General features: G+C 30.7%; 12 protein-coding genes. 6 read left to right on the plus strand and 6 right to left on the minus strand.

The genetic code is table 11. The features are described 5' to 3' along the window. The first annotated feature begins 68 nt into the window (after positions 1–68). Complete coding sequence (locus C245_RS0110020; RefSeq protein ID WP_017496463.1) at positions 69–812, plus strand: hypothetical protein; 744 nt, start codon at positions 69–71, stop codon at positions 810–812. Positions 813–919: 107 nt separating this feature from the next. Further along, positions 920–1,108, plus strand: a complete 189-nt coding sequence (locus tag C245_RS24260) for a hypothetical protein (protein ID WP_157495817.1) — start codon at positions 920–922, stop codon at positions 1,106–1,108. A 245-nt stretch (positions 1,109–1,353) separates the two neighbouring features. Here the strand turns inward: C245_RS24260 and C245_RS0110030 are convergent, their stop codons facing one another. The 6 genes from C245_RS0110030 to C245_RS0110065 all read right to left on the minus strand — a co-directional run bounded on the left by C245_RS0110030 (position 1,354) and on the right by C245_RS0110065 (position 6,580). Beyond that, a complete protein-coding gene (locus C245_RS0110030) occupies positions 1,354–1,653 on the minus strand; it encodes a hypothetical protein (protein ID WP_017496465.1) in 300 nt (99 codons plus the stop codon). 296 nt (positions 1,654–1,949) lie between these two features. Then, positions 1,950–2,399: a response regulator gene (locus C245_RS0110035; protein WP_026109982.1), complete on the minus strand. Its 450-nt coding sequence runs from the start codon at positions 2,397–2,399 to the stop codon at positions 1,950–1,952. A 951-nt stretch (positions 2,400–3,350) separates the two neighbouring features. Continuing rightward, a complete protein-coding gene (locus C245_RS0110040; RefSeq protein ID WP_017496467.1) occupies positions 3,351–3,527 on the minus strand; it encodes a histone H1-like protein Hc1 in 177 nt (58 codons plus the stop codon). 823 nt (positions 3,528–4,350) lie between these two features. Beyond that, complete coding sequence (locus tag C245_RS0110055) at positions 4,351–4,734, minus strand: hypothetical protein (protein WP_017496470.1); 384 nt, start codon at positions 4,732–4,734, stop codon at positions 4,351–4,353. A gap of 466 nt (positions 4,735–5,200) precedes the next feature. After that, complete coding sequence (locus C245_RS0110060; RefSeq protein WP_017496471.1) at positions 5,201–6,079, minus strand: family 16 glycosylhydrolase; 879 nt, start codon at positions 6,077–6,079, stop codon at positions 5,201–5,203. Between the two features lie 240 nt (positions 6,080–6,319). Then, a complete protein-coding gene (locus tag C245_RS0110065) occupies positions 6,320–6,580 on the minus strand; it encodes a hypothetical protein (RefSeq protein WP_017496472.1) in 261 nt (86 codons plus the stop codon). A 1,564-nt stretch (positions 6,581–8,144) separates the two neighbouring features. On the opposite strand from C245_RS0110065, the gene C245_RS0110080 reads away from it, so the two are divergent. From C245_RS0110080 to C245_RS0110095, 4 genes are all read left to right on the plus strand, one after another. Next, the gene (locus C245_RS0110080; RefSeq protein ID WP_157495819.1) at positions 8,145–8,666 is read left to right on the plus strand and encodes a hypothetical protein; all 522 of its coding nucleotides are present in this window, start codon (positions 8,145–8,147) and stop codon (positions 8,664–8,666) included. A gap of 540 nt (positions 8,667–9,206) precedes the next feature. Beyond that, positions 9,207–10,199 (plus strand): fumarylacetoacetate hydrolase family protein, encoded by a 993-nt coding sequence (locus C245_RS0110085; RefSeq protein WP_017496476.1) that lies wholly within the window; start codon positions 9,207–9,209, stop codon positions 10,197–10,199. Positions 10,200–10,649: 450 nt separating this feature from the next. Further along, positions 10,650–11,948 (plus strand): S41 family peptidase, encoded by a 1,299-nt coding sequence (locus C245_RS0110090; protein WP_232424349.1) that lies wholly within the window; start codon positions 10,650–10,652, stop codon positions 11,946–11,948. Between the two features lie 513 nt (positions 11,949–12,461). Further along, on the plus strand, positions 12,462–12,782 hold the full coding sequence (locus C245_RS0110095) for a transposase (protein ID WP_017496478.1): 321 nt from the start codon (positions 12,462–12,464) through the stop codon (positions 12,780–12,782). Positions 12,783–12,809: the final 27 nt, after the last annotated feature.

Consider the following 12,809-nt stretch of genomic DNA (forward strand, 5'->3'; position numbering starts at 1 on the left):
TGATCTTGATTTACAATGCTTTTTTTCTAAAATTTGCAGGTAGTAATTGCTACTTTTTATCAAAAATTATGGTCTGCAAAAAAATTATATCGGGTGTTTTTTTTAGTTTATTGGCATTTGCTTGTCAAAACAAAAATTCGTTAGACAGCACTTTAAAAAAGAAACCTGTATCAAAAGCAACAAACAAACAGACAACTCCATTGCAATCAGCAGCTTTAAAAAAAGATACTTTAGGCAGCCAAATAACTGAATTTTTAGAGAACTATAATTATGTAATCCAATATGAAGCTGTTGGTTTTCTTAATCAGGACAACTTTAAAGACAAAGTTTTGATTTTGCAAGAAGACGAAGAATACAAATCGCTTGCGCGTATCACCCTTGTTTTATTGGGTAACAAGCAAGGTTTTGAGTTGTATAAAAAAAGTTATACCATCATGCCGCCCGAATATAATGCTGATAATTATAAAAAATTCGATGTGGAGGATGTGGCAATCGAAAACAATAAAATTGTATTTGATTTAAGCGCCGTTGGTCCTAACGGACATATTTCTTTTGAATTTATCTTTCAAAATAATGGTTTACAATTACATGAATTTACCGGGTATTTTATGGGAGCAGGCTCACATACTCAGTACGTTTATAAACCTAAAAACCAAACTGACGGCACGCTCGAAGAAACTACCATTAATACAATGAAAGATGATATGCCCTCAACAACAAAAGCGTATAAAATTAAACTAAAATCACCTGCAGACTTTGAGAATTTCGATTACGATAAGTTTTTAAACGAAATTATTCAGCAGGCCAATTAAGTTTAAAAGTCGTAAAGCTAAAAGAACCAAATTTTATTCAAAATACTAAAAATAAACATTTTATACATTTATACAATGAAAAACAAACCTGCTTTTAGATTCTGAAAATGTCTTTTTGCATTGCTATGTACTTCGGTTATCTAAATCTTTTTTTTGATGACCTTTACAATGCCGGTTTTGGTTTCAAAGATGAGATAAACATGACGGAAAAACCTTTACTGGATCTGCCGATTGCAGCAGGATTAATTGAAGAGCTGAAGCTCCTGCCACTACAAAGAATGCGAAAACCTAGATAATACTATGAGAACTTTAATATTTGTGGTAAAATCGTGGCACTTGCAGTTTTAGGAAACGGTAAACATTGTAGAATCAAGATCTAAGACGTTTAGGATCGAACCTGTATTATCATATTAATTAAATCAAAATAATTTATTCTCTTACCATATATTAATTAACAATTATCTATTACGTTTATTAAATATAGAGTTTGCAGAGAGGGTGAAACAACTTCCAATTCAATAACAAGAGAAAGCTCACTGATTTACTTTAATAATTTCATCTTTTCAGCCAACAATACCAGAACTGGCTCTTCGGCTATTAAATTAAAGCTCCAGATATCGTCAGTGATAAAAACATAGTTATTATCAAAACTATAAATAAAATCCCCTCCTTCAATTCCAATAATCCAGTCTTCCTTTTTCAGGTCAGAATAAGCATGCAGTACCTGCCAGCAATAATTTCTTATATCATCTTCATCCATAAAATTGTCCAGCAAAGGCAAAATACTGCAAGCTTCACTCAACCCATAACTTGACAACATTTTATCTATCTTACTTTTCATAGTGTATCAGAGAAGGTTTCTATTTTTGATTAAAAATTCACACACAAATTACTAAATTACAAATGTTGACTGACTATTGGTTCTATTCACCCAAAACTAGTAAATACGCACCTGTTTTTTATCTCTATTACAAGTGTGTGTTTTATTTTTTTCTTACTATCTTGGAAGAGATTATTTTGAGGTTTTTACTGAAGTATTTCATGCCAATGGAACTTAAAAAACAAGTACCCTAAAAAAACAGCTCTCACAAGGAGTCCGGTAAGTTCAGATTTCCAAAGCTTAAATATTAGCCAATCCTATATCAATCGAAATCTTTCAGTTTCCTGGATCATATCCCAGTCAATCTGCAGCATCTCTTTTACAAAAGATTTCAACAAGTCAAATCTATGTGGCTTTACCGCATAAAAAGTTGCGCCGAGTTCTAATGCTTTTTCAATATCCTCGGGATCATTACTAGTGGAAAGTATTATGACATTAAGTTCTTTCAGGTCTCCTTCCTGCCTTCTAATCTCTTCTAGGCACTGAAATCCGCTTTTACCCGGCATATTGATATCCAAAAAAAGAATCTCAGGTATAGAGTCTGTGATGGTACTGAGAACATCCATCAGTTGTCCTCCATCTTCGACCTGAGTTAGAATTACAGACGGATCTACCTCTCTGAGCGCATCTACAAACAATTCGCGGTCATCCTCGTCATCGTCAGCTAAATAAATATATCGTAGGGAATTTTGTTTGTTTAGAGCCATGACTAATATTTTATAATTCAAAAACATAAGACAAGAATTTAGAAATCCGCAAATGTTTATATAAAATATAAGCTCTTGTAAATTGATAAACGATCGAATTATATCCGTGGAAATGGTTAATAATAACTAAAGATAAACATTTTAATTAAGAAAAAGTGCACAAAATACAATTTGATGGTTTTGATAAAACAGCCTCTTTAAAATCCATCTTTATCCTTCTGGTATTACAATGGGTTTGGGACTAAATTAAGTCCTATTTTAGGATTTGTCAAATCATCTCAAATACAAAATCAACTTTCCATTAAGCCAGTTGCCCAAATCCGTTGTAGCTGCAGGTGGTCAGTCTTAGTGCTTCCCAAAAATTACAGGCCTCGTTTTAATATAAATTAGTCGCTCTAAAAAATATCCCAATGTCTAGGCATCGTTTCTTTCCATAAATAATAGAAAACTGTTGGATTATTTTTTTATATTTTGAACAGTCTATTCTTCAAATTCAATTTCGTGATTATCGAAAAAAGGCATAGAATACATAAGTTCTTTGTCGGCTAAATTGTCATCATATTTTCCTAGTGTATAAATAAGTTTTGCTAAATCATCATACTCCCATTTGTCTATCCAATCCTTTTTGTACTTATGACTGTCGGTTGCAAAAACATTTTCTATTAGTTGAAATACTCATTATATTATAGCTGATAATTAACTATCTTAAAAAATAACTCAATTTTTTTAAACTAAAATGTATAAAAATTAAAAATTACACACCATAAGAAGATAATTGTTCCAATTTTTTGTTATTGCATACAAAACTTGAAAACTAAGCTATTAAAAATTAACATTGCTTACAGAGATTGTAAGTAATTTTTTCTTAAAAGGCACTTATAATAAATATCTAAAGTTTTAAAAAAAGCCCTCTGTTAAATTGCAGAGGGCTTTTAATTAAAAACAGGTAAATTATTTTTTTGATTCTTCTACAGAAACTTTTCTAAACTCTTTTAATAATTTTTCAAGTTCTAAAGTTGATTTACGTGCTCTTGGCCCGGCAGCTTTAATACCTTTCTCAATTAATGATCCGGATTCGGTTTTAAATGTTTCAAACTCTGCGCTAATTTTTTCTAACAGATTGTTCATAATACTATATAAATTAAATTTAAGCTGCAAAAATAAATAAAACAATACTTAAAAAAATTATTGATTTTATATTAAGCTAAAAATAATAATGATTATGTTTATTAAATTCTTAGATATTCATATTCTATTGAGAAAACTGAAGTTTAGTAATATATACATATTTAAAAACAGTATTTAACTTTAGTCCGCGTAAAAAGAAATTTTTTGAGATAAATAATAAAAGGGATAAATAAAAAATAAACATATTGTTAAAATTGGTTCAGCTGCCAAAGAAAATCCTGTATTCCAGATATTCCCATATGTACTCCATGCGACTTCCCTATCAATAAAAATTTCTGTATCAATTATTAGGCAAGACGACATCAAAACAAATACCGTAATTAATGTACTCAAAATTCTTTTGGAAGTTATCATGAAAAATGAAATATTCATAATGCAAATCAAAGCCGTCGGTAGTAAAGACAAAAGAAATAAATCTGAAAATATATCACAATATAACCAAGAGCAGGTACCTGTTGAGCGATAATCCCATAAGGCCCAGCCTCCCTGTACTAAAGTGGCTATGATCATAAATAGGAAAAGAAAAATATTTGTATTATACTTTTATGAAATTTCTTTTTCATATGCTATAATAAGTAAGGACTCCAATTATAAATTATATTATTCATACACATAGCTAAATTTTGGTCCTAGAATAAATGCAAAAGAGAAAATATTCAGGTAAACTTGTTCAAAACAAACAAGAAAAGATAAAAGAGCAGTTCAGAATTGAGTAGCCATTAAACAGCTCAACTCTGAACTGCTCTTAATTTGGGGCAAAAATTTAACGGCGCAAAGAAGGACTCATATTTACAGATTTGTCCATTCTAACCGCTTTTAAATTGTTAGTAACTTCTATTTCGTGTTTGATGGTTCTACCGTCTTCGCTCACTTCTAATAAATAAATCCCGACTGGAAGTCCTTCTAAACTTATTGTTTTTGAAGTCTCGAATTTATTTACTGCAGCTTCTCCAGCATAAACTAAATCATGATTTTGATCATAGATAGAAAAAGATGAATCTTGGAGAGCATCAATAATAAAGCTTACCATTTTTCCATTTCCGGTTGCGATTTTTAGAATATAATCTCCCTTTTTTTTACCTGCATAAGTGATAATTGTAATTAATAACGCGGTTACAATTAAACTCTTTTTAATAAATTTTGTCATTCTTCGTATTTGCAATTATTTGATGTTAAAATAAATTCGGAGTGCAAAATTACAAAAGAAATTTACTTCTTTACAATGTAAGCACTTGAATTACAAATATTTCGAAATTACTCTTAAATCATATTAGTTAAATTTAACATTTTTAGCGTTTTTTGTGTGTTTTTCTTACACAAAACGTAATTCACTGATTTTAAAAACAGTATAAAATATTCAAAAAAGAGATTTATACTCTTTGTTTTTGAAGTGAAAAAACAAAGAAGCTATTTTAGGAGCAACCAAATACTGCATGTAAAGTAATAATCTAAATATTAAAGTAGATAAAGTTTTTTTAGGATCATTCTACAAAATCGTTTAGGCTGCCAGAATGAAAACGGATTTCAGGCGGAGCCAAGAAACATGGAGCAACACAGAACCCTGTTCTTTTATTTAAAAAATGATTTCTTATTTTAAATGCATTAATAAATAATTAATTTGATACAAAAACTTTGACCCAGTCTACGTAAAGAACACCTGTTTGAATCAATTCTGGATTGAAGTTATCAAACATATTTCCCCCAATAGCAGTGTTTAAAACTATATGTTGAGGTTTATTAAAGAATTCAGAAATAAATTTATTTCCAGGGTTACTTGATAATTTGGTGTTGATGATTTTTCCGTCAAGTAAAAAAGTCAAACTATTTTGTTCCCAAATAACTTCGTATAGGTGATAATCCTGAGTTAAGTCTTTCTCAGAGTGAATAATTGAAGTCGTAAGGTCATTGTTGGTAAGTGGATAACCTTCTGTAGTTCCGTAATAATAATTTATAATATAACTGTTATGGTCTTGTCCTAAAGCTTCTAATATGTCTATCTCGCCATGAGTTGGCCATGGATCACCATAAGACCAGAATGCTGGCCACATACCATATCCGGCAGGGAGTTTTATTCGGGCACTGATTCGCACTTTCTTTTTGGAAGCAGTAGGAGCAATCTCAAACTTTGATTCGATTCTTCCCGAAGTATATTCGAATTTTTTTGGCTGGGTATTTTCAGGATCAGTGACTCCGGTAACGGTTTCCTTTTTAGCTTTGATTTCTAAATTTCCATTATTAATTCCTAGATTCGATGCTTGATAATGCTGTAATTCATCGTTATAAGCACCTCCTATCCAGATGTTCCATTTGTTTAAATCGGTTGTAAAATTCTCTTCAAATACTTTTGTGTAACCTTGCGCAATTATAGCTGATTCCTCAATGCCGTTGTTTGATTCTGGCAGGACAGACTGCTCTTCATTTTTACTATCACAACTAATTAGACAAATGCTAATAAATATTATAAGTAGTTGGGTGGGTTTGATAAAATTCATTGGATATTGTTTGAATTAGAAGTTAATGGGCAATTATTAAATTAAGAGTTAACTTATTGAGTTTGATTTTGAAGTAAAAAACATGATTCCTGTATTGGACAAAATGCTGAAAATCTGAGATTGTTTAGTTTTAACTGCGATACACTACAGGTTATTGATTATTTGCAAATGTTTTTGAAATATTATAAAGTCGTTGAAACAATACCTAATATTAAACTGTATTTGAAAAAATTTATTGTTTTATGAAATTCTATATTCTTTTAAAAAATCCATAAATAGTCCATTTACCTTTATAAGGTGGCATAGATAGAACTGATTATTAAATTCGTTTTCAGGAATAAAATCATTTAATTCATCTGAGAAAAAATATCCCATACCAAAATCTGAAAACATTAAATTCATCTGAAATTTTATATGCTCAATTTCATTAAATTGTTTTAAGAAATCATTATGGTTGTCCATAATAGAATCTTCATAAAAATCATCTCCTAAATTCTCCAATGCGTAAAGTACTAATTCAATTGCTGAAAGCTCTTCTAAAAAGGATTCCGCTTTTTAAAGAAAAAAAGGCAGATTTCATAGGTTTTATCGCTTATATTTAAAATAATTTTTCGCAAAAGCTGATTCTTTGCAATCTAAAAATTAAAGAATTATGAAACTAATATATTGATTTAATTTCTCCTCGTAAAATAATTTGTGCACCTAACGCCTTAATATTTCATTAAGATTAAAATGTAATCTATTAAGGATTAGCGAACACAGGAAACTTTTTCTCTATATTTACATTGTAAAAATAAGAAAATACAGTATAAAAATATACTAGTAAGCTATAATCCAAAACTATTTCAATCCTATATAGCTTAAGAATTGTATTTTTAAATGTTTTGGTTATCATACAGCATAGCAAAAGTTGTCAAATAAACCAACTTCCTTGTAGATTTATGATAATGACAACCTAATTAAAAGTCCTCAAAGAGTTTTTTTTGCCATCCAATTTGGCTTATTTTTTTTGGAAAAAAACTTGCATCGTTTTTCTTTCTGTTTTTTTCTATTGCACTTTTACCAATGCACAGGAAGAGTCCTTGGACAAAACATTCAAATATTTCTTAGAGGAAGGTCATTTAACTTTCTATAAGCCTGGATCTTACTTTGGACTTGATTCGATACAAAATTATGACCCTTCTCCAAAATATCTCCAGTCTCTATTACTTTATAGCATTAAAAATAAACAAGATGACATCATAATTGCTTTTGCAATTATCAAAATTAGAGAACCAAACGAATTACTAAAAAAAACGTTCCCTAAATCACAAGAAGTTAATAATTTAATGCACTACTTGATTTCAGAGGCCAATTCTTCCGTATCCATCCCTATAAAAATTGATGAAAAGAATTTGAAGAAATTAAAAGCTGATAATGGATATATCTACGAGATGAAGATTTTATATCCTTATCTCAACAAATATAGTTATTGCAGGAAAGTACTTTTTCTCATAAACGTCTGACTTAAAAGTATTTTTCAAAAGAAAAAACGGAAAAAAAGAAAGCAATAATCAAGTGACCGGTCTAGAGGATGCGAAGCGCTATAAGTCCCGGAGGCTGGCTCAGCCATTATGCGCGCGCAGCGTCCGGCGGTCACTATCTTGGCTGCCCTTTTAGTCCGTTTCGAATGAAAATTTCTTTAGTTATGCTTTACATTAACCCTCTTGTTTAAGAGTTGGAAGAATAGTATAATCTCTTGCCATTAGTCTCTTTATCAGATCTAATACTTAATACATTAATTGAAAAAAGTTGCCTCTACGAAAAGAGAAATGGGTTAGTGATCCTGTTATTTGGGTTTTCTGACAGGATTTAAAAGCAAGGTCCGTTTTCTGGTTAATACAATTTGATCTTGCAATTGAATTACTTGACAATTGACAGTGATATGCACCTGATCGGCAACAATCTAGTATTGAATTAATTTAAGCCTTAGTGAGGCCAAATTAGTATTACTTTTAATAATATCTTTTAACTTTGAATATTGGCACAATAAACCGTATTGCCTATTATTAATTCTGTAAAAGCGATGAAACTCAAAGGTGAAGAAAAAACATTTTGGTGGCATTTTTGTCAAATCAATGATTCCAAAGACATTCCTAAAAAAGTGGATGCCATTGCCGGAATAGATGATCCCGACTATAATGACAAATACTTCAAAATACTTACTGATAAAGTAAAGATTATTGATTCGATCTATCTCAAAGAAACTGCTCTTACAGATGAAGGTGTACAACATATATCAAAAGTAAAGCAACTCAAAAGCCTCACTTTAATGAAGCATCCTAATATTACTAAAAACAGTCTTCCATACCTCAAACAACTTACTGATCTGGAATATCTCGATATTTGGCGAACAGGAATTGACCTGGCAGATCTAATCGCACTGGATGGACTGAAAAATTTAAAAAAGGTATTTGTTTCCTCCTTAACGGAAGTGAAAGGTACTTTTCCAGAGCTGAATAGCGAACAAATTTTGGAGCACATAATTACACTAGAAGATATTTTTCCAGACTGTACTTTTTATGTGGATAATGTAGAATACAAATAAGAATTTACACAAAAAAAAGACCAAAACAAGTTGTTCACTAGCCGAAGTGCTTTAAAATGAGGACTTTTTTTTTAATACTATAATGACTAGTTATGGGCACTTCTTTTCTTTGGAAACTATTTCTTGAGTGTATGATCTAATAGATCGGGTTCTTTTTAGATTTAGGAAATTTCAAAGCGGAATACATACTTGTGCCCCACAACTGCAATTATAGCCTGTGTACCAATTTTGATTTTGATTATAATCTTTATTCTTAAATCTGTAGTTGTTATCCGTTGCTTTAAAATCTATCTTTATTCAGATAAAAGTTATTCCAGAATGCGACAGAACCGGAAATTGCATTGTTCTCTTTTTTATATTGGGCTCAATCCAAGAATAGCTATTATTTTATAAAAATTGAATTTATTATGGAGTAGCTGTAAATGTATCTTTATTTCATATATTCGTTCTAAACATCAAAAACTGCGTCAACTACTTTTAACAGCTAATAATGAATCAGTTAAACTTAAAACGAATAAAAAAACTAAACGAAGTATTATAATGAAACTAGCATCAATAGATAATAACACCAGAGATGGAGAATTGGTTGTTGTAAATAAAGAACTGACAAAAGCCATCCGGGTTACTGAAATTGCCGTAACCATGCAACAGGCAATCGATAACTGGCCAATCAATGAAAAGAAACTTCAGGATATTTACCAGCAACTAAACTCTGGTAAATTAACAATCGGTAGTTTTGATTTTACAAGCGTGCGTGTTTTAGCTCCAATTCCAAGAGCTTATCACTGGGCAGATGCAAGCGCCTATGTTACTCATGTCGAACTTGTTCGAAAAGCAAGAAACGCAGAGCTTCCTGAATCTTTTTGGACAGATCCTCTAATGTATATGGGGGCCTCGGATGCTTTTATCGGAGCTTATGATGCCATAGAGATTGAAAATGAAGAGTGGGGAATTGATTTTGAATCTGAAGTTGCCGTAATCACTGATGATGTTCCTGCTGGTGTAAGTGCTCAAGATGCCTTAAATCATATTAAATTTGTAACAATAATAAACGATGTTTCACTCAGAAACCTAATTCCCAATGAACTCTCTAAACAATTCGGATTCTATCAATCCAAACCCTGGACTTCTTTTGCTCCGGTTATCATTTCTGTAGATGAATTGAAAGACGAATTTATTAACGGTAAACTGCACTTACCATTGATATCAATATTAAATGATGAAATTGTAGGGACTCCCAATGCAGGCGTCGACATGACCTTTAATTTTGGCGAATTAATTGCCCATGCTGCAAAAACCCGTTCATTAATGGCCGGTACAGTTATTGGTTCAGGCACAGTGGCCAATCAGGGAAGTCCAACGGGATCCAGCTGTATTGCTGAGATCAGATGTCTGGAAACCATAAAAGACGGAAAACCTTCCACGCCATTTATGAAATTTGGAGACAAAATTGAGATTGAAATGAAAAATGCAGTCGGTGATTCCCTATTTGGTAAAATTAATCAAAGAGTAAAAAAATACGAAAAGAAATAATTTTCCCTTACTTCTATACGATCAATGAGCCCTATTTGATTTGTTCAGATAGGGCCTAACATTATACTATGCATTCAGGCGAATCTTTTCTATTGCAATGAAAATCAATTGAGTCCGACAATAGAGTTGTTATGGAAAGTACGTGAATGAACTCTTCGATTACCAAAAAAAATAATTATACAAAGGGAATAGGTTGTGAATTTAGAAAAAAAAGATAAAATGGTTTTTCCAAAGAAACTCAAAGATGTATAAAAGACTATAATGAAACCAAATAAACAAAATAAATTTAAAAAAATTTTATGCCTTTTACTTTTTACTTTCAGTTTTTCCTTTGGGCAAAAAACTGAATCGGAAAATTCTTTATTAGATAAAACTTTAAGTAAAGACAGTATTATTTCTGAATTTACTGTCCTATATAACTTGACAAACACCATCCATCCAGGACAATTTATGTTTTGTACAAAGAAAGAATTTAGTAAAACTTATCTGGATTTAAGAAACTCAATTAAAAGCGATCTTTCAATTGTTGATTATTATAAACTAACAGCCACTTTACTGGCAAAAATTAAAGATGGGCATACAGCGGCTGACAGAAGCAATATTAGCAAACTTCTTAATGGCAACCCTGTTTTTCCTTTCAGTATTTATAAAATCAGTAACAACTTTTATTTAGACAAAACAACAAAAGAAAATAAAGTTTTCACAGGTTGTAAAATATTAAAAATCAACGGTGAAAATATTAATACAATAGTAAACGAAATTCAAAAATACATTCATCTTGAGGGTAGAAACGAAACGGGACTAAATGTAAGATTTAAAAATTTTCCATTTTATTATTTCATTTACAACCAATCTGAAAACTTTAAGATAGAATATTTGGATAGTAACAATGACAAGAAGAATATTGATTTAAAAGGAGTAAAATTTGAAGATTTTACAAAAATTATAACTGAGAATATTGAACCATTATCGACAAAATTTAGAACCAATGGAATTGCCATTTTAAAATTTCACTCTTTTGAAAATGGTTATAATGAAGTTGATAGAAAAAAAGCCGAAAAACAATTAGATGCTTTTTTTGCTAAAGCAGATGATTTAAAAATTACTGATTTAATTCTTGATTTAAGAGGCAACAGTGGTGGTTCTGCAGATATTGCTAATTATTTATTTTCCTATCTAACAAACAGACCTTATTATTACTTTGATTATACTGGAGCAAAATTTAATAGTGTAAAAGAGTGGAAACATTTTGCTCAATATCCTGATAATATTGAAGAAATAAATCTCGCTGAAACCAAATTTAAAAACGGATTAAACTGTAATACAGAAACTGACGGAACTGATAACTGGTGGTTCGAAAAACAACAGAATAAGCCAAATTTCTTTAAAGGAAAAATAAGCGTTTTAATTAATGGTGCTTGCTTTTCAACAACCGGGCATCTACTAGCTTTATTGAAAGACAACAATATTGGAGTATTCTATGGAGAGTATACACAAGGAAGTAATTATAGTAATGCGGGTGGACAGGCATTTGTCTTACCATATTCAAAAACTTTGGTTTGGATCCCTACTTTTCAATACAAAATGAGAACAGCAAATTTTAAATATGACCCAAAAGGAATTAAACCAGATTTTGAAATACAAATTCAACCTAATGACCTTAAAACGAATTTTGACAGGCAATTAGACTTTACTATAAAACAAATTGAAAGAGAAAATCTAAGAAGTAATATTTTAGATAAAAAATAAACGTCGCTTAACTTTTGCGCCGTTTTTAACTATTTTTTTTAAAAAAATTAGGAATCGCCTCTTTGACCCCCAAATCTTTTAATGAGTAATTCGTATTAACTATTTGTGGTTAGTAATAAAAATATAATGAACATAATTTGATAATTTAAGGATGAAGATTTGCTATTTGATAGCCAAATATTTTAATATCAGAATTGTCAAATGGAAACTCATATAGTAACTCTGCAACACTGATATCTAGCTTCATTGGCTTAGAACTATAACCTGTTTTTTAGATCTTTCAGATCTAGTCCAAGCCCTTTTAAAAAAGGTACAATGTCAATTAAAGATCCATCCTTGTTTTGAGGTCGAAAACTTTAATTAGCACTAGCTTTTAGTGTATACCTTTTTCTTCTTTTAAGTCGATGATGGTGATGTGCCCAGTAGTATTGATGATCGTATACTTTGGAATTTGGAGTTCATACCATAAAATGAACACAGAAACACAAGACCTTTGATTATAAAACAAAGGAAATGGAAAAACCAAGGCAGAACTATACATTAGAATTCAAGCAAAAGGCAGTAGAACTCAGTAATAGATATTACAGCACCATACGGGCAGCTAAAGAAGTAAATACAAGTCCAGAGAATATCAGGCGATGGAAAATCCAGCTTCAAGATGGAATACTGGGTAAGAAGAAAAAACAGGCAGCACCAAACAGATTTCAATTAAAAAAGTTTTTCTTCATGATTTTTATCAAAACCATCTTAGTTTTTTGCGGTAAAATTGGAGACAACTCTACTTATTCATTAGTTTTTTTTTGCATATTCATCTACACTAAACTATTACATTAATATGATACTAATTAAAATTAAAAGAAA

This window comes from Flavobacterium sp. WG21 (genome assembly GCF_000335775.1).
Lineage (GTDB): Bacteria > Bacteroidota > Bacteroidia > Flavobacteriales > Flavobacteriaceae > Flavobacterium > Flavobacterium tructae.